Source organism: Acidobacteriota bacterium (assembly GCA_003225175.1).
Lineage (GTDB): Bacteria > Acidobacteriota > Terriglobia > Terriglobales > Acidobacteriaceae > Gp1-AA112.
This window is the reverse complement of the sequence record QIBA01000034.1, coordinates 86,748-104,880: the sequence shown is the minus strand read 5'-3', so window position 1 is coordinate 104,880 and position 18,133 is coordinate 86,748. Positions and strand designations below refer to the sequence as shown.

The 18,133-nt window shown below is 53.8% G+C and carries 19 protein-coding genes; 7 read left to right on the top strand and 12 right to left on the bottom strand.

The features are described 5' to 3' along the window. Positions 1–9: 9 nt before the first annotated feature. Positions 10–456: a hypothetical protein gene (locus DMG62_05720; GenBank protein ID PYY23945.1), complete on the top strand. Its 447-nt coding sequence runs from the start codon at positions 10–12 to the stop codon at positions 454–456. Positions 457–594: 138 nt separating this feature from the next. Here DMG62_05720 and DMG62_05715 read toward each other — a convergent pair whose 3' ends face one another. Then, on the bottom strand, positions 595–1,002 hold the full coding sequence (locus DMG62_05715) for a hypothetical protein (protein PYY23944.1): 408 nt from the start codon (positions 1,000–1,002) through the stop codon (positions 595–597). Positions 1,003–1,166: 164 nt separating this feature from the next. Between DMG62_05715 and DMG62_05710 the strand changes: the two genes are divergently transcribed. Then, positions 1,167–1,523 (top strand): hypothetical protein, encoded by a 357-nt coding sequence (locus DMG62_05710; GenBank protein ID PYY23943.1) that lies wholly within the window; start codon positions 1,167–1,169, stop codon positions 1,521–1,523. A gap of 49 nt (positions 1,524–1,572) precedes the next feature. On the opposite strand, the gene DMG62_05705 is transcribed toward DMG62_05710, so the two are convergent. The 4 genes from DMG62_05705 to DMG62_05690 form a co-directional block, all read right to left on the bottom strand. Continuing rightward, complete coding sequence (locus DMG62_05705; GenBank protein ID PYY23942.1) at positions 1,573–2,625, bottom strand: OmpA family protein; 1,053 nt, start codon at positions 2,623–2,625, stop codon at positions 1,573–1,575. Positions 2,626–2,831: 206 nt separating this feature from the next. Continuing rightward, the gene (locus DMG62_05700; GenBank protein ID PYY23941.1) at positions 2,832–3,665 is read right to left on the bottom strand and encodes a hypothetical protein; all 834 of its coding nucleotides are present in this window, start codon (positions 3,663–3,665) and stop codon (positions 2,832–2,834) included. Between the two features lie 195 nt (positions 3,666–3,860). Beyond that, positions 3,861–4,568 carry a carbonate dehydratase gene (locus DMG62_05695; protein PYY24029.1) on the bottom strand — a complete coding sequence of 236 codons (708 nt, stop codon included), beginning with the start codon at positions 4,566–4,568 and terminating at the stop codon, positions 3,861–3,863. Between the two features lie 253 nt (positions 4,569–4,821). Continuing rightward, a complete protein-coding gene (locus tag DMG62_05690) occupies positions 4,822–5,403 on the bottom strand; it encodes a hypothetical protein (protein PYY23940.1) in 582 nt (193 codons plus the stop codon). A gap of 415 nt (positions 5,404–5,818) precedes the next feature. Between DMG62_05690 and DMG62_05685 the strand changes: the two genes are divergently transcribed. Together DMG62_05685 and DMG62_05680 are read left to right on the top strand one after the other, a co-directional pair. After that, positions 5,819–6,232, top strand: a complete 414-nt coding sequence (locus tag DMG62_05685) for a two-component system response regulator (protein ID PYY23939.1) — start codon at positions 5,819–5,821, stop codon at positions 6,230–6,232. Positions 6,233–6,449: 217 nt separating this feature from the next. Continuing rightward, a complete protein-coding gene (locus DMG62_05680; protein ID PYY23938.1) occupies positions 6,450–8,084 on the top strand; it encodes a hypothetical protein in 1,635 nt (544 codons plus the stop codon). A gap of 18 nt (positions 8,085–8,102) precedes the next feature. On the opposite strand, the gene DMG62_05675 is transcribed toward DMG62_05680, so the two are convergent. The 4 genes from DMG62_05675 to DMG62_05660 form a co-directional block, all read right to left on the bottom strand. After that, the gene (locus DMG62_05675) at positions 8,103–9,746 is read right to left on the bottom strand and encodes a copper resistance protein (protein PYY23937.1); all 1,644 of its coding nucleotides are present in this window, start codon (positions 9,744–9,746) and stop codon (positions 8,103–8,105) included. A 4-nt stretch (positions 9,747–9,750) separates the two neighbouring features. Next, positions 9,751–10,122, bottom strand: a complete 372-nt coding sequence (locus DMG62_05670; protein PYY23936.1) for a copper resistance protein — start codon at positions 10,120–10,122, stop codon at positions 9,751–9,753. Between the two features lie 152 nt (positions 10,123–10,274). Next, complete coding sequence (locus DMG62_05665) at positions 10,275–10,487, bottom strand: hypothetical protein (protein ID PYY23935.1); 213 nt, start codon at positions 10,485–10,487, stop codon at positions 10,275–10,277. A gap of 303 nt (positions 10,488–10,790) precedes the next feature. Further along, positions 10,791–11,672: a histidine kinase gene (locus tag DMG62_05660; GenBank protein PYY24028.1), complete on the bottom strand. Its 882-nt coding sequence runs from the start codon at positions 11,670–11,672 to the stop codon at positions 10,791–10,793. 91 nt (positions 11,673–11,763) lie between these two features. Here DMG62_05660 and DMG62_05655 point away from each other — a divergent pair, with 91 nt between their 5' ends. Then, positions 11,764–12,483, top strand: coding sequence for a hypothetical protein (locus DMG62_05655; GenBank protein ID PYY23934.1), 720 nt, complete (start codon positions 11,764–11,766; stop codon positions 12,481–12,483). Between the two features lie 194 nt (positions 12,484–12,677). Continuing rightward, complete coding sequence (locus tag DMG62_05650) at positions 12,678–13,085, top strand: hypothetical protein (GenBank protein PYY23933.1); 408 nt, start codon at positions 12,678–12,680, stop codon at positions 13,083–13,085. A 257-nt stretch (positions 13,086–13,342) separates the two neighbouring features. Here DMG62_05650 and DMG62_05645 read toward each other — a convergent pair whose 3' ends face one another. Together DMG62_05645 and DMG62_05640 are read right to left on the bottom strand one after the other, a co-directional pair. Then, positions 13,343–14,395, bottom strand: coding sequence for a hypothetical protein (locus DMG62_05645; GenBank protein PYY23932.1), 1,053 nt, complete (start codon positions 14,393–14,395; stop codon positions 13,343–13,345). A 360-nt stretch (positions 14,396–14,755) separates the two neighbouring features. Then, entirely contained in the window at positions 14,756–15,019 is a 264-nt protein-coding gene (locus tag DMG62_05640) for a hypothetical protein (GenBank protein ID PYY23931.1), read from the bottom strand. Positions 15,020–15,437: 418 nt separating this feature from the next. Between DMG62_05640 and DMG62_05635 the strand changes: the two genes are divergently transcribed. Then, positions 15,438–17,273 (top strand): hypothetical protein, encoded by a 1,836-nt coding sequence (locus DMG62_05635; protein ID PYY23930.1) that lies wholly within the window; start codon positions 15,438–15,440, stop codon positions 17,271–17,273. A 78-nt stretch (positions 17,274–17,351) separates the two neighbouring features. On the opposite strand, the gene DMG62_05630 is transcribed toward DMG62_05635, so the two are convergent. Further along, positions 17,352–17,771 (bottom strand): hypothetical protein, encoded by a 420-nt coding sequence (locus DMG62_05630; protein ID PYY23929.1) that lies wholly within the window; start codon positions 17,769–17,771, stop codon positions 17,352–17,354. Positions 17,772–18,133 lie beyond the last annotated feature (362 nt).

Below are 18,133 nucleotides of genomic sequence, written 5' to 3'. Positions count from 1 at the left end.
ATTTCTCAATTGTTTACGCCGCGCACGCGGCACCGGCGCAATGCGGATCACGTATTTCACCAGCAGTTCCTTCTTGTTCTTCTGACCATTGACGAGCGTTGTGAGTCGCTTCTGCCCAAAAACAACAGCGGTGTAATGGAAGCTATCCGAGCACAATTGACAAAGGCGAAGAAATCATTGCCACCCAAATCGGCAGACCCGAGTGAGGAGTTGAAGCCGGCAATACGATCCGATGCCAAGAACAGACGAGAGGAATTTAACGAAGACGAATTCCTTGGCTTCGCAAGTCCTATCTCTCCGAAACGTTCCCCAACCCTCAGCGCATCGATTGCCCACGTGATTCCGATCTGCAGCGCATGGCCGAACATCCGGTTCCGGAACGGGACAGGAGGTGAGAACATCTTACCGGCTGTTCACCCTGCTTCAATCGCTATATGGAAATTTTGGCTGAATTGAAGGGCAGGAAAGCCGGACAGTGCGGAGCTGTCTTTGAATTCCTCAATGATTAGCTAGCGCCAGCGCTCGGGCGTTTTTGCGCCAGAACAGAATGGCGTAGTTCACATGGTCAGATTTGAGCAATTCTGGCCGAACTTGCTACCAAGTTGCCATCAGCTTTATCTGGCGGATTCGCCTGAGGGTGCTTGAATGCATTCGTAAACCGAACGCGAGCCAGCCAGAAGAACCAGCATTACCAACGGCAGGACACGAAGCACAAAAAGTGGGTTTCTTTGGCTTCTGGAATCCTGCCGAGAGCAAGCATTGCTTCGGATCTGCCCTCGTATCCCATAAACGGAAGCCGATATCTGCATTTGCACTGGCTAGTCTCATGGCTCGATCAAAGAATCGAAATGCTTCCGCGTACCGATGAACGTCGTTGTAGACGGGACGGAGTCCGACTAACTGCGCATCGGTTGTGCGCTCTGTTGTCTTTGCGTCAGTTTGCTCATCGTTGTTGTCGCCTTTCGTGCTGCGCTTCCTTCCGACCATCAGCGCGAAAATCATGATGCCTTTCTCGCCGCGTCTGACTCTGCGCCCAAGCTGATTCTACAAGTACATGCCTGCGACCCGAGTCGCATCCCGTTCTGCATTGTAATGGGAAGAACGTTGCCGAAGCTGTAGTAATGAAACTTCGCCATCGCTGAGAGGTAGGAGGTGAGAACTTCGCTGTGACCCGATTCCAGAGCACCGATGACGACGCCGATGCTGGCATCGATGAGTTCTTTGGTTGTAGTTGTTTTGGCCCCAGCTTCGAATCGGGTGCCATGCTGGCGAAGGTGAATGCCACCAAGGCGATCGACAAAATCCGCTTCAGTTCCTCGGGAAAAACGAACTGGTCATCGCCGGCATACATCGTCTGCTGTCAGCACATCGGGCAGCAGTCGTGGCTTCCACTCGTGAGCGACTCAGCTTCGGCCTGCGTCACGCGGCGACATCAAGGAAGAGTACGTGTGGCCACCGCTTATTTCCGAAATTGTTCGCATCCCCAAGTTAAGGTTGTAATGGCTCACGCGCAGCTTGGCTGACACCAAGCTGCGCGTGAGTGCTCGTCTGGTAAAGCCAGGAACGCAGGTTCTAGGCTCCAGCAAGTCCCTTATTAACCAGAACCTTTACCTCAACCCGACGGTTTTCGGCCCGGCCTGCCTTCTTCTCGTTCGAGGCCTTTGCACCGTACTCGCCCATCGCGCCGGGAGCAACGATGTGCCGAATTGGAATTCCACCCTGCTGCTGCAGCCAGGTTACGACTTGCTTGGCGCGATCTTCACTCAGCTTGGTGTTCATGGCCGCAGTGCCGGTAGCGTCCGCATAACCGACTACTTCGACTATGTAACCGGTGAGTCCCTTCGCCGTTTGCGCCAGCTGATCGAGCTTTGCAGCGTCCGCCTTCGAGACCTTGCTGCTGCCGACTGGGAAATTGACCGTAGCTTCGCCTTTGACGTCAAAGTCTGTTAGAGAATTAAAACGCTTCGTCTGTGCCTCGATGGCGCTGATGTTCTGCTGAATCTGTCCTCTATTAGAAGCAACCCCTTGTTGATTGGCAGCGATATTTTGCGAGTGTGCGCCCAGCTGTTCATCGTGGGCTCCCAGCCTTCCATTGTGCGCGGCGAGGGTGTCCACGTTCTTTGCGACTTGATCCGCCGTTGGAGTCAAGCCGGCCTGGATCATCTGCGATGCTTCCAGATCGTCGCCGTCGGTAACGATCTCATTGGCTACGACGCGGCCCTGGTCATCCGGGGTTCCCTTGACTGACACCTTCAGGCCAGGTATCAGGACGGTGGCGCCCAGTTGTTGTTTGTCGAGGCCGAAGAGGCCTTTTTTGTCTACCGTCTTGGTGGTTTCCGTGAGAACGACGGTGACATCGGTCCCCCCGTCGGTCGCGACGACCAATGTTTCTCCGGTTCGAGTTTTGATAATGCCATTGACGTCATCACCGGCAAACGCGCCTAAGCTTGACACCAAGGACAAAGCCACTGCACCAAACATCAATCTCTTATACATATTTTCTCCATTCTGAAATCTGAATCTTGTCGATTGCTGCGAACTCACTGGACCGCGTCGCCGTGTGTTTCCAATTTCATGGCCAAAACGGATGCCGATACAAAACGGGATCCAGGGCTGAGAATGCATCCAGAGAGTACGGGACGCTACTGTGAGAAATAGCAGTGCAAGGTAGGAATTTGGGAGATGGAATTAATCGGTTCAATTTAGAAGAACGCGTGTTTGTGCCCAGAATGGATGTCGAAGTGACGACCACCTCTAAGGTGCTAAATGTCTGCCGAACGCAAAGTTCAAATGCAATAGCATAAGCGCGGGGCCAGTCGCTCTATTACATATCAATTGGCTGGATTGCCCGATCGTGTTCGCGGTCGTACGGGATAGAGATTTGCTATCGAATACGTCGCTCCCACGAACACGTGCAGACGTGGCGCGCCGGAAGTGAGTCCCGATTCGAAACCGCCGTCAATCACCAGCCGTGGAAAAACGGTGTATGTCAGCGCCCACAGCGTAGAAGCGAACGCAGGGGACGTTTGGTTGAGTTCTGTCTGACCATAGAATTCCCCAGTGAACTGGAGACTGCGGTAGATGAAGTGTGAAAACGCGAGATTCAGTTGCTGGTTCCGATCAAACCCGGACGCATTCGGGCGTCCGATCAGGAATTGGCTGGCGTTGAAGTCCAAATGAAAATGCATGAGGTCTTTTCCCGCCAAAAAAGTAAGTTGGTGATCCACGCGTCCCGTTCCTAAGCCAGCTGCCGTGCTGGCCGATGGTATTTTGACCGCATAGCTGAAGGCCAAAGTGGGCACTCGTTTCGTCTGCCGATGAACTCGGATCTGCGGGCCAAGCCAATTGTCTCCAAAACTCTGGTGTGTGCCACTCGCACCAGTCAGCGACAGGAACGAGGTTGTGCCCCAGCGCAACTCAACGTCGCACAGCATCCCAAACTTCACAAGACCACCAACCGACTTCCTTCGAGAATCTTCTTCAGTCCAGAACCGATCCCAGCCGTACTCTACTTCCAATACGCCGTATTGCGTGATGTCAGCAGGATTCGCGACCGTAGGCCGGTTCGGATTTGCGACGATCGAATCTGCATAGCAACCGGTCTGCGTTCCCAACCATTGCCCAAACGCGAGATTGCTTTCGGCAAGACACACTGCCAGAGTCATAACCGTGCATCGCAAGAAGTAGCACACCCGTTTTTGGCAAACGGCATATTCGATCAAGGCGCCACCGGTCCGGAATCGCCATCGGAGTGATCAGGAGCGAGAAGCTTGGCGCGCTTTTTGCTTGTGAGTGCGCCTTACAGATCAGACGCTTTCCATATTCTCGCTAAGAGGGTCCACCGAAGCCAAGTAGTTCTCCTACTTACTTTCCCGCACGACGCGATTGTGCAGCGGCTGGATGGGCCGCGCGTTGCGCGGATAGATGCTGGCGAACTTCTCAATCTGCGCTTTCGAAAGTGACAGAGGTGTCTCGAGTACGTACCAGCTAACCCCTTCTGTACACGGAGGCGTAGTCAATGAGCCGTCGAACGTGTAGTAGTTGTGGTTTGACGGCAGCAGATCGGCAACATGCACTTCGACGGACTTCCGCTCAAGCTCTTTGTTCTTGGTAGGCGGCAGATTGTTCCACAGTGTGCTGATGAGCGGGTTAGGATCGCCCTCTTCGATCAGCACCGCGACCACCGCAAGCTTGCCCTGACTATTCTTATGTACGAGGTGAGCCACCATTGCGTAGCGTTTGCCAGTGATCTCCTCTTCGCTGGGATGGTGAAAGTGGAACTGCACCAACTCGTAGGTCTTGCCATCGAGACCAATGGTGTTGCCGCGCGCGTAGTTGACCTGGATGGTATGGCCGTTGTCAATAATCTTCAACGGCGAGGCAGAGTAAGCGAAGTGAATCGGCGGAAGCTGCGCGACATTGGGATGGGTGATATCGATCGGCGACTGCGCCTGGCCGGCGCCGCAGGCAGCGAACTCGGGACTGAGATCGCCCCAGTGCTCCGGCCCACGTTCGCCGAAATACGTCCAGCTATGCGCTGGATCAGCGTGGTGGTCCTGCGCCAGCATGACCGTTGCTGCAAGAGAGCAGATCGCAAACAGAAAAACCCCAGCCCACCTTCGCGAGGCTTTCTCCAGGGCAGCCTGTTTCGGAATTTCCGTTTGCGCCCGCATTCACACACCAAACTGACGCTGAGAGCAGACACAGCGAAAGTCCAGAACTCGCGACTCGTATCAAACCGAGAGCTCGCACGGCACGTGACCATCTCGCGAGGCACTACGATAACTGGTGCGCCAGAGCAAATTGCCTGTTTGGTGCGGTTCAATCGTTTGAGATTATGAAATTGCTCAGCTTCCAGGGGTTCTGATAGGTTTCGATCTCGATCTGCTTTGTCTTCTTGTTCACCCTCAGTTTGCATGCCGGCAGCACCGTGCCGGAGCCCTTGCCGTCTGGGGTGAGCACCAGCTCGATCGCTCCGACACTGTAATCCCGGGAGCGCGTCCCGTTGTACAGTTCGCCGAACGCGAGATTGCGGTCGGTGATGAGACGCAATTTGCGCCCCTTGTCGGAGGGCAATTCGATGATGTATTTGACATCATTGCCAACGCCGCCACTGGCGAATCTGACCCGGCCTTTGGGCTTCATGTCCTCGAGAACATCAATAAGTCCATCTTGGCCTGAGCGCTTGAAGGCAGCGATTAACGTCTGCTGATCATCCGCGGTGGAAAACTTCTCGATCAGGATATTCACGTTGTACAGCCTGCCCAATTGCGTGCTCGTTCCCATGGCGGTCGCCTGGATCGTCATGCGTCCCTGAGCCTGGACGATTGTGCCGACGACTATCAATAAAAAGAAGATGGAACCTGTGAGGCCCTTACAGAGCAACCTCTCTATGTCTCGCATCTGTGCTCTCCTTTTGTAATACCGCGCACCGATTTGGCCGAACCAGCCGAAGACCTCAGTCTCAGAAACTACCGATCCTTAATACGCTGGAAAACTGCCAATTAAAACAGGGCCAAGCGAATCCTGCGGGCAACAGGCGTGTCCCGGCAATCCACTGATCCGAACTGTCGGTTGATATTCACGTCATTTGGGGGCAGATCCGCACATGACCTCACCTTGTCCACTGCGGCGCCCCGAAAGGGAGCAATCGGACGATGCGCAGAACGCGCACTGACTAAGTTGCAATGCTCCGAAAACCAGCTTAGATAAGCCACCATTGCGCCGTCGCAGGCGCAGGACCTGGTGATCCACCCCGTCCTGGTAACCAACGGTTGGTTACATTCGTAAGGAACGCCGGTCAGCAACTTGGAATAGTATGCACACTGCTGATTTGTGTCTTCATGCAATGAAATTGCGCATCATAGTGGCGGACGATAACCAGAAAATGTTGGATCAAATTGTGTTGCTGCTGCGAGCTCACTTCGATGTTATCGCTACCGCCACCGACGGCACTGCCGCGCTGGAATGTATCCAGCGCTACAAGCCCGATGTCGCTGTGCTGGATGTCGTAATGCCGCGAATGAATGGAATCGAGCTCACCAGGGAATTGTCCCGGAACGGGCATTCGACACACGTTGTTATCTGTTCTGTCGAGAATGACCGGGAAACGATTGACACCGCGCGCGCAGCGGGGGCTCTGGGCTATGTGTTCAAACCGCGAATGGTACGAGACCTAATTACTGCGGTGAAGTCGGTTGCCGCCGGCCATCCCTTCACGTCGGCTGAGTAAACCTATGCTGTTCGTTTGAGTTTCCGACGACAGGAACTGTCCAATGTGCCACTCCGCCTGTTTGCGGGACTCAAAGAATTCACAAACACGCAAGCAATATCTTAATCTGACGTTAACAAATCTTCTTGGGCCATCTCCCTTTTTGGGAGTATCCTGTCCCTCATTCTTGAGAGATTAGACTTTCAAGAGTTTCACCGGGTTGTCGAGAGTTCTCGGAATGGCAAACCTTGCGCAGTTTTTGTTATCGAACCGCGCTCTTTCACAGAGGGCGGAGGTCAGACCGCGAACTGCGGTTGCCGTTCTCCTGCACCTGCAGGTTCCCTTTCTAGCACTCGCTACGGCACTCGCCTACTACTTCGGAACAAAGCTTGGTTTTCTATTAACGCCCGCAAGCACGCCGATCGGCACGTTGTGGCCGCCGAATGCAATCCTGCTGGCCGTGCTCTTGCTAACTCCGACTCGAATTTGGGTCTTCCTGTTGGTCGGGGTTCTTCCGGCTCACCTCCTCGCGCAATTGGGCGCAGGAGTGCCTCCGGCTGGGGCGATCGGTTGGTTCTGCAGCAATGCAGGCGAAGCTCTGGTTGGAGCAGCCTGCATACGCCGGTTCGGATCGAAACTGCGACCACTCAGTAGTCTGTTTGACACGGTGATCTTTGTGATTTTCGGCGTGTTTGTCGCCCCAATCGCCACGTCGTTCCTGGATGCAGCAGTTGTGGTGCTCACTGGGCAAGGAAGCGGCTACTGGATGCTATGGACCACACGCCTCTCTTCGAACATGATCTCCGAGCTGATATTCGTTCCAATCATCGTGGTGCTTGGTGTGCGTCGGTTGTCATGGGTTCGCGGCCTGAGTTTCGCAAGATTGCTGGAAGCAAGCTTCCTCTTCCTCGGCACAGTGATTGTGAGCCTATTGATCTTCGGGACGCAGAATCTGATAAGTAGTATCCCGGCGCTCATCTCTGCGCCATTGATTTTCCTATTATGGGCGGCGCTGCGGTTTGATTTGAGCGTACTGAGCACGTCACTCTTAGCGGTTGCCTTGATCTCGATCTGGAATGCGATGATCGGGCATGGCCCTCTGCCAAGAGCGTCGATGACCGAGAACGTACTTTTTGTTCACTTCTTTCTCCTGGGGTTCACTTTGCCGTTGGTACTGCTCCAAGGTTTCAAAGTGGAGCAAGGTCGAGCTTTGGCATCGTTAACCGAGACCCGCAAACGCTTGATCAACTTGGAAGACGAACATCGCCAGCGCCTGGGAAGAGAACTCCACGACAACATCGTGCAGCGGCTGGCGTTAATTGCGGTCGAGATTGATCGATTGGGATCGGGTGGGCTTTTGCCGGGTGATGCCGATCTTAAGTCTCTCTACCGAGAAGTTACGCAGGTTTCTGAAGCGACCCGTCAGTTGTCGCACGAAGTACATCCTTTTGTTCTCGAGTATGCCGGTCTTGGGGCAGCGTTAAGGACTTTATTTCAGCGCGTCGTGCAGCAGAGTGGCATTCAGATTGGCTTTACCGAACATGAAGCTAAGAAAATCGGAGAGGATGCTTCGCTTTGCTTATATCGTGTTGCTGAGGAGGCCGTGCAGAACATTGTGAAGCACGGCCGCGCGCGCAACGTGACCATAGATTTGGCAGTAAGTGAGGAACGTGCTGTCCTGCGCATTGGGCATGATGCGATTGATATCGGGAATGAAGAATATCCTGGTCAGGGGATCGGGCTTGCGAACCTACGTGAGCGTGTGACGGTGCTGAATGGTAATTGCAACATCCTCTCTGCGAGCGAGAGGGGAACGATGATTACGGCTACAATTCCGCTTCAAACTGAGGCTCATCTTCAGCAAGAGAACTAGCTCGCAAACCACGGTCGGTTAGCCTTCCTTGTAAGTCAACAACAGCGCCCCGATCAGCATGAAACAGAGTGGCCACATCTGACCGGGAATCCTTGAGTCCGGCCGGGGGAGACGCAGCTCGAGCCACCGCATGCAGCCTGCGAGAACGCCCAGGATCGCTAATGGGGTGTGGCTCAATTCGGCCAATACCTGATCTTTCGAGTTTGCAAAGGCATGAGTGTGTGTAAGGAGTAGCGCCCCTCCAATGACGCACACTGCCGGAAACACTAGTGACGGAAGGAGTGAACGCGTTCTGTTGCGCTGCACCCGCCATTCAAATGCCGCAAATGCAACCACCATCAAGGCTGCCGCGCGATGCTGTAGAACCTCAACTTGATCAAAGCTCTCCCAGAAGCGGTTTGGTCCCAGCGGCCAGTTTTCGGGATCGGCTCTTATGAATATGAAGACTCCAAGAGCGAGAAAGATGAGAGGCCAGTGGTGGGCAATCGGCACTCTGCCTGTCCGTGAGAGAAAAGCAAATAAGCCGATCACGAGGAGCATTAGACCAACCCAATTGTGGTTGTACTCTGACCAGGCGATGTCCGAAGCAGTGTTCGGAGCCGCGACATCAGAACGCGCTATGCCAACATCGGCGATGTGGTCCGCCGCCGCTGTTTTTTCTGATAGGTGCCGTGTCGCAGGAGAGATATCTCTCAGCTCCGGAGTCCTGAGCCTGGGCCATGTTGGTCGCGCGCGCTGGAAGATTGCGCTCAGGCTTACGCGATCAGCTTTGAGATCTACAGCAGGCGGTTGTGATGTCAAAGATGCAGCCGCTAAGAAAGCAGTGATACCGATCACAATTTCCGCTTCTACGCAGCGCTTCAGCCGCGGTGCGAGCTTCACCGGAGACAGGTTTCTGATTCCCCTGTGGTTCATCGCTCCCAACGCTAACAGCGCGGCAAAAAGACATGCCTTGGCTCCAAGCATCACGCCATAGGAGGTTCCATATATCGCAGTCGCACTGTCGACGTATTTCAACGAGGCTGCAACTCCACTTAGGGCGAGCACCGATACACTCAACGTCGCAATATACGAGAATCGTTTGGCGAAGATGAAGGCGATCCCATCCGGCGCCGCCGAGACTGCCATGCGCACGTAAGGCAGCCCTCCTATCCACGCTCCTGCAGCGAGCAGATGCAGCGTGGTGAAGACTATTAGTGAAGCCCGGCTATCTATGCGCGCAGCAGCATGATTGGTCATCACACTCGAGCCGAGTATGAGAACAGCAAGGACCAAAGGTGGCCACATTCTGCGCCGCGAAATGACTGCCGCCTGAACAATCAGCAACCCCGAACACATAGCAATGAACGCAGCAAGTACGAAGTTTGCGCCGATGATGTCAGGAATCGACAGACCTGCGGATTGAATCAAAATACTGCAATTGACAAGTAAGCACAATGCATGTGCCGCTACGAGGAGTAAGCCCGAGATGCGCAGCAGACGAAGACACTTAGTGCGTGCAGCGTCAATTTCTGGAGACCAGACGGATTCCGATGGACTCCTCAGAGCCGACCAAATGAAGATGACTCCACCAAGAATCAGGGATTGGAATACGAGAATAGCAGCGCGCAGAACGACGGCCAGATACGCGTACACGCCCGCCAGCCGGTCGACACTCCACATGGAGTCATTTCACCGCGAATGGGATGTCGCCCTGAGTCATGTGGCCATCAGAAGCAAGTACCTGCCACTTCAAATCGTAATGACCGGGTCCCAAATCGGAGACATCGGCAGCAACCACGTCGGCGGGCTGTTGTTGCTTGACTTGCAAGGCATGCAGTGAACCGCCCGGATAAACAAGAGCCAGTCGCGAGCGGCCGGGATCAATCCGAACGTTGAAGCGGAGCTTTACCGCTACTGAGCTGCCATTTACTATCGAGTTACGGGTGGGAGTAGCCTCAAAGAGAATTGCATGGGCGGATGCTTCGCGAACAGGTACCATCGCAATGAGAGCAGCAGCCATAATTAGTCGACGGAGTTGCATCAAGTCTATCTTCATAAGTAGCGCGTTCAGGCATATTGCTTAACTACTGTCGACGTAGCCACTAGTAGTATTAGCAGTTATCTATCACTCTCTGGCTTGGCGTACTCTCTGGTATTCGCTTCAGGCACATCCTTTTGACTGTTGTACAGATTGCGGTAGTGTGTGAGTTACGATGAGCTGCCATCGCTATAGGTCCGGCAGCCAAGGATGATGCTTGCAGAATGCGTGACGTGAAAGATGCTCAACCGACCTTGGATCGCGATTGTGCTGTCGGCGTCGATAGGCGGGACTGCAACGACTGCCGCGCCAGGAGCACCGCTGAGCGCTCCACTTGGACCCAGAATCTCAACTCCAGACATTGCACTGCCCGGAAGTGGCAACGCAGTAGGAGCAACGCTCTCAAGCGTGGCAGGAAATGATAGCCGATGGTCTTCCGCGCCTTCCGTTTGATGATCCCAATGGATCTCCTCTTGCCGTGGTCACGAGTTATTCCGGCACAGATACTCAGTTCACACGCTCAACTACTTCGGTCGACGAAGGACTGCCATCGTCGACCTCGTTATTCGAAGTTGGGATCCAACACTTCGAGTCGGGTTTGTTCAGGTCCCCCAATCGGACGCGAAGCCTAGGAGAAATTGCTCTACTTTATCGTCAGCGACATGGGTGGTGTTGAAGCAGGAGATTCAAGCTGACAGCTGAGTAGGTTCCAAGTACTTGACGAGAAGAACCTCGTTTCCCTTTTCGCTGTAAATGAGGTCGTCAACGAGGCTTCTGGCCATTAACACGCCGAAGCCGCCACCGCGAAGACCCTGGGCTTCGCGGACGATAGTGTGGCGGAGCGGATCGTCAGGCGGATTCGTTATGGCAGCATGCTGAAGTTCCTCAAGAGAAAACCCGTCTCCGGGATCTTTAACCCGACACAAGACCATGTGCCGCGCGCGAACGTATGAGATCTCAACATACTGAGTAGGATCGAATGTTCCCCCATACTCCATGGCATTAAGCAATATTTCGCGAAATGCTGTCCCGAGTTGATGACTTTCGTCCTCGGGTAAGTCGGTGATTTCGTGCAGAAATTGCAGGAGCCGATCTGCAGTGCCCAAGTCGCATCGCGCTGCAATCCGGATCCACTCTGGGATTGCTTCCAGGACCTCTATGCCGTCGTCCCAGCACGCGTCTTCAGCAGCTCGGCGCAACATCGTTTCCAACGACGTTGCTGAAAAAGGCTTAGAAAAATAGCTGAACGCATATTCGCGCATGCAGGCGATTACATCGGACGACGTTCTCTCAGTCGTGAGGACTATAAGTCGCGTGTGTGGACGCACAACTCTTATCTTTCGCAGCAGTTCCAAATCTGCGAGACCAGGTGTCTCCTCCCCGGTGACCACAACCGCGAAGGGGCGAGCCGCGATCGCTGCGAGAGCCGCCATGTTGTCTGCCGCCCGCTTTACTTCCCATTCCGGCAAGACGCGGGTTAGCACCTCGGACAATTGCGGATCCGACCCAATCGCCAGCGCAGCTTTCCTTTCAACAGTTCGGCAATCATTCCGCACGGAGGTGTTCATGTCGAACAGCCTCGCCGAATTACGAGGTCCGCGAATACTGTCACTATCCGCAGTGTGAATTCCTGCATGCCTGCCGATAACATTCATTCCAGTGCTCAGGTGTGCAAATTCCGATTTTGCAAGCGGCGCCGAGCCACAGCCGCCACTGTTCAAGGGTTTGGACAAATCGGATATTGAGCGTGTTGTTTCTGCCGGAGTACGTCGCAAGTATCCGCGAGGTGCGGTTTTGTCTACTGAAGGAGAAGCCGCTAATCATTTCTTTCTGCTTCTGAGCGGACGTGCTCGATATTTCACTTTGACCGAGGATGGGCGCAGAGTCATTCTCCGCTGGATACTGCCAAGCGATGTCTTTGGCGCAATGACTCTCATGCACGATCCCGACCTATATCTAGTCAGTACAGAGTCAGTAAAGGACAGCGAATTGTTAGTGTGGAGTCGCGCCGACATTCGACGCGTCGTTTTGCGGCACCCACGTTTGCTCGAGAATATGTTGGCGACCGCGTCGGACTATTTGAAGTGGTATGTCACCGCCCATCTGGCCCTGATTTCTCACTCTGCTAAGCAACGGCTCGCACGCGTACTGTTTCACTTGGCGAAAGACATTGGTCAGCCGGTGGAAGATGGCATAGCACTCGACATCACGAATGAGGAATTGGCTGACGCCGCCCACATCACCCGATTCAGCACGAGTCGTTTACTAGGCGACTGGCAACGCAAGGGCATCTTAAGCAAACGCCGCGGCAAACTCGTACTTACCTCTTCAGAACGTCTCTTCGCCCGAATCCCTCGGCAAAGCGCCTTGACAATCTAGATATTAAAGGGCCTACAAAGCTTCCTGATTGCAACAGTGCTCTCGGGCAACGACCGCCATGGTCCTTGCCCTTTACTTTTTAGGCGCTATTCTCTGCAGCCGATTGCACCAGAGCAAGTCATTTGCCGGCTGTTCGGCGCTGTAGCGTCGGCAACCGCGAATGTTGAGATTTATGCAGAGCGCGTGGAAACGCATTGAAGCGAATCTTGGTGGTTGATGACTTTGCGGTTTGGCGGCGTTTTGTCAACACACTTCTCACTGTGACACCGGAGTGGCAGATCCATGGCGAGGCTGCAAGCGGAGCCGAGGCGCTTACAAGGGCTCAGGAGCTGCAGCCCGATCTCGTGCTACTTGATATCAATCTGCCTGACATTAACGGCATCGAGGTCGCTCGCCAACTTCAAGTCATTATTCCAAATGCCAGGATCGTCTTCCTGACGAGCGAGTCTTCCTCCCACCTCGCGAACGCTGCGTTGAGTACAGGAGCTTTGGGATACCTGCTCAAGTCGCAGATCGTTGATGAGCTGTTGCCGGCGCTAGAGTCTGTATTTTCTGGTAAGCGATTTATCAGCAAGGGAATCATGCTGCAGGGTTCGATCTAACCAGAATCTTGGCTTGATGCGCGGCTGGGTTTTCCGAATAACAGGGAATTTTTCAGATTCCGCTTCAAGAATCATCAAAATCTGCCCGAAAACGTTAAATCTTCTTCAGGAGCAGGAGATTAACAGGGATTTTCTCGATTTTGCCGGAACTTTCAGAATTTAGAGGCATTTAGCGATCTTCTGTCCGCGACCCAACAAAATGTCAGGAAATTAGCAGGGATTTGTGTCCTATTTTATAGATGCTTACCGAACTCTTCTCACTGCATGTGAACGGCCGAGTGCTCAGCGCAGATTCTCTCCAGGATTCGGCTATGTCGCCCAGACGGGTAGGCGCCCAGCACGTACGCACACAGAAGGTCTAGATTATGGGCTATCGCGATATCGTCGAAAAGCCGTTCAACGAGGATAGCAGCCTCCGTTTTTCCTCGTGCTAATAGAGTCGGAGCCAGTTCCCCGCAAATGGCGATGCGAGAATGCTCTGTCGGTGCTCCCTTGGCTGCTTTTGCGATCAGGTTGCGGGCAATTGCATCGACGCGAGCTGCTACAGGCGTATCTTCCTTCATAAACGCTGCTAACACTTCGTCGACGTCCGCAATAATCAAGCTGCCCCGTTCCCTGGCGGCGTCTACATCTAGCACTTTCTTCAGTCGCTCAAGAATGGCGGGACGATGTGATTTAGTTGCGACCACGACCACGGAATTGCCGGCATCCGCGGCGGACTTAGCAAACCGAGCGAATCCGTCGATGCAAGACTCATCATTCGGATAGAACACAACTTGATGGTCACGGCTGACCTCAACCTTGTTTCCGGCCGACGTTCCGCTGACATCCTCGCGGGAAGAATGATCAGCCGTCACGGTGTCGATAAAGAGCTGGGCGTCCAGGCTGGGACTGGCAAAATGTTTGCCTTCAAGAACGGCTGCCATGGCCGGCAACAAGTCATTCCCAGCGGACGATTTGACAAGGTAGCCACTGCCACCTGCCCGGATGGCTTCCTTTGCTATGTCGATGGAACGGTGTTCGCTGACAAATAGGATTTTGGAGTTGGGAGAGAGCCTTCGGATGCGGCGAGCGGCTTCGATTCCATTCAGGGCTGGAAGTCCGATGTCCAGTAAGATCAAGTCTGGTTGCAGCTGTTCCGCCTTCTGAAGTGCTTCTAGCCCGTCGGATGCTTCTGCGACGATCTGCAAGTTTGGCTGGTTGGAGACACCCGACCAAATAAAACGGCGCCAGGGTTCGAAATCATCTACGACGAGAATCCGTGTGATGGTTGCGCTCAACGCAGCCCCCTCTTCATTCACAACCCGCATCGCAATGCATAGTTGCTATAGCCCAGGGGAGTGCTCGGATGGACGGGCTACAACCCTGATGGAACTGCCTACATACGGCGTTCACACCTGCTCGGCCAATCAGATGCAGGCACAACCTAAGAATTCGCAGGTGTTAACTTGGAGAACAGCACCTGCTCTTCGACAGAATCATGAGTCTGAAACTTACCATCGCCAATTACTCAAATTCGCTGGTTTGAGCAGGGCCAGCCTCAAAATACTCAACGATGTTTACGCACACCGAAGCCAGCTGCAAGCGCCAAAATCAGACACGCGAGCGAGTGTTCGACGCGGTCCATTGGGCCGTTATTGATCTCTGTTGCACAAGCTCGGCCTTTCAATTCAGCTTCGCATCCACAACAAGAGAATTGTACAAATGAAAACCGTGAGGAGAATCTTGCCGGCGGTCTTGCTCCAGTCGAATTGCTCGTTATCCAAAGTAGCGAATTCACCTTTCGGAGGAAACAAAAACCGCCCTGGCCCTGACTGGGGCAGGCACTCGCGGTAGTCGGTGGAGGAATCCAAATAGTGCAGTACGCTCCGGATGTAGTGATCCGCCTGCCAGTCTGCGGCTTTAGTTCGTTGATGTTGCTTTTGATCGGCCATTCAATCCGAGCGAATTTACGTCTTCGCGTTACTCTGTTGTTTTAATTGAACCCCCCAAGGCGCGCACTGGCAATTTTGACAGTCCCGGCTTCATCTCGCATCACGTAAGTAACACTCTGCGTGGAAATCCAGCGGAAAACCTGCAAGTAATACTCGCAATGGAAAAACGCTGAACTCTCGGATACCCGCCCTTATTCGGGACGCTGCTAGTTCTGCCAGTGGTTGTCCTGCTATGCAGGCATGGATTTTAATTTGTGAATGTTCAGTGCCCTGCAGACGAAATTTGACGGACCAAAATGCCGCTGGCTGCCGCCTTAAAATCAGTGCAATTGATCCCGAATCGGGGTAGAGTTACGTCGATTTTTGGTTGCTGCAAACTAGGTGCAGAAGTTCTGGCTACCGGTATTCGAGGCTGTTTATGAGGCTCCCGCTTGGAATTGTCGCTGCGATCGCAATTATGCACTCACGCCTGCACAGCGAATGCTTAATCAGACAGCGTGTGCGTGCCTGGCGTATGCTCGAGTTGGCGCTAGTCTTGTTGATCGCGAGCGGTCTGCTATGCCCAACCAGCTCCGCTACGCCGATAAGCCAAGTTCGTCGTATTCCGGATGTCATGTTTGGTTCACGTCCAACGTATCGATGGAGGCTCAGGCACAGTGACCTTCCCCTAACGAGCCTTGGATTGTATCGGGGGCCAACAGCTGGGGAATCTTACAAGTCGTACATCATAGGTGGCATTTCGCTGATGCTCTTTCAGACGCTCCTTATTACTCGCCTGGTGTGGGAGCGTTCGCGACGAAGAAAAGCAGAGGCCGAGACTGCCGTTACCTCTGAGCGATTGCGAATGGCGATGGAAGTGGGCGACTCCTGGGTCTGGGATTGGGACTTCAAAAGCGGACGAAGTCGTCGCTTCGGAAATCTGCAAAATCTTTTCGGAATCGCATCACGCGACTCTGTTGGGAGGATCGACGATTTCATGCATCGGATTCACCCCGAAGATCGTGAGTTCGTGTCGAAGACAATTGCTGATGCCAGGCTAACCCGAAGTCCGTATGGCGCCGAATTCCGTGTGGTTCGCGATGATGGAACCGAGCGCTGGGTCAGATCTAGGGGAAAGTTCTGCTACTCAAGCAATGGCGATGCAGAACGAGTGCTGGGTATGGCGATAGACATCACTGAGCTTAAGCACGTCGAACAGAAGTTGCGCGAAAGTGAGGGGCGCTTCCGCTCGGTAGCCAATACCACTCCAGTTCTCATTTGGATGTCGGGCACCGATAAGCTTTGCACTTACCTTAATCATTCCTGGCTTGAGTTCACGGGGCGGCCTCTTCAGGCAGAGTTAGGAAACGGGTGGGCGGAAAGTGTTCACCCTGAAGATCGGCGCGGGTGCATGGAGACTTACACTAGAGCCTTCGATCGGCGTCAGGGCTTCCAAATGGAGTACAGGCTGCTCCGGCATGACGGACAGTATCGATGGATTCTTGATAGCGGCGTACCAAGATTTGATCCCAATGGAACCTTCGAGGGTTACATGGGCTCGTGCCTCGATCTAACCGAGCGCAAACTTGCAGAAGAAGCGCTCTCAAGCGTTAGTCGCAGGCTGATTGAGGCGCAAGAAGAGGAACGCACCCGCATTGCGAGAGAACTTCACGACGACATAAGTCAGCAAATTGCCCTGCTTGCCATTGAACTCGACCACCCAAAGGAGTTCTCCGGTCTAGACCCTGAGGCTCAGAGATATATTGACGACGTTCTGAATCGCATACATTATGTTGGATCACAAATCCAGGCGATCTCTCACCGCCTCCACTCCTCCAAGCTGAAATATCTCGGGCTTGTTGCTGCCTGCAAGAGCTTCTGCACAGAATTGGCGGACCAGCACAAGGTCAAGATTGATTTTGCCGGAGCCGATGTTCCCAATTCGATATCGCCAGAGATCTCGATTTGCCTGTTCAGGATCCTGCAGGAAGGTTTGACTAATGCTGTGAAATACAGCGGTGTCCGGCACTTCCAAGTGAAGCTGTTAGGAACGGCAGAAGAGATCGGCCTAAACGTCCGCGACTCCGGCAAGGGGTTCGATGTCGAAGCCGCGTTGAGCAAGAACGGTATCGGGCTGATTAGCATGCGAGAGCGAGCCGCCCTGGCTCAGGGCACGATATCAATTCAATCTGATCCTGCGTACGGCACCCAAATTGATGTCCGTGTGCCACTTGCTGACGGCAACGTCCATCAAGTGCGCGCAGGAGTGGCTTGAGTGCGATTAATGGCAGATCGCTTAATCAATTCAACTTCCTTCGGAGTTGCCCACTGCTTTCGTTATCGGACCCCGACGCTACTGCCGAACATTGCAGTCGTTTCGCGCGGCAAGGGGTTGTGACACAAACAAGCGACCCGAACACGCTGCCCTTACCGCCGGCACGAGATCACTGTTCATACGTGATTTGATTACGTAGGCGCAAGCGCCCGCTGCGAGAGCGGCTTGTACATAATCCAGACTCTGATGAACAGTTAAAAACAGAATCTTGGCGCTACAGCCGCTCTCTCGAAGACTGCGGGCGACCTCGATTCCGTTCGGCTCTCCCATTGAAATATCGAGCACTATGATATCTGGATGGAGATTTTGTACTTCGCTAAGCACGGTTCTACCGTCGCTCAAGGAAGAAACTACTGTGAACTCTGTGTTCAGAAGCCGACGAGCTAGTTGGAGAATGCTGGAATTATCGTCGGCTAGCAGAATGCAAGGGCGATTCATGAATCCGTCCCTTCCGCTCAGCGGTCGAAGTTGTAGATTGCACCAACCACATTCCGACTGATACTGGCAAGAGAGGAAGGTCGCGTCTAATATCCAGTCACCGAAAGCCACGAATAGGCCCAGTTTACTATTCACAGTCTGCTTTCCGGCCGGCGAATAGCTTATAAGAGTTGAACCAGGTATATCTGATTAGTGGTGGAGCAAGGTTGAAGTGCCGTGATCCGATGCGTGCGGGAGGGTTCCAGGCGTTTTGCAGATGACGCGAGTAAGCTGAGCGAGCGCCTGTGCGGTTCCCGAGTCGCGGAATTTTCCCCTAAATACCGCAACTGCTCGCGTTGCGGCCCGGCTATCCCGCTCAGCTT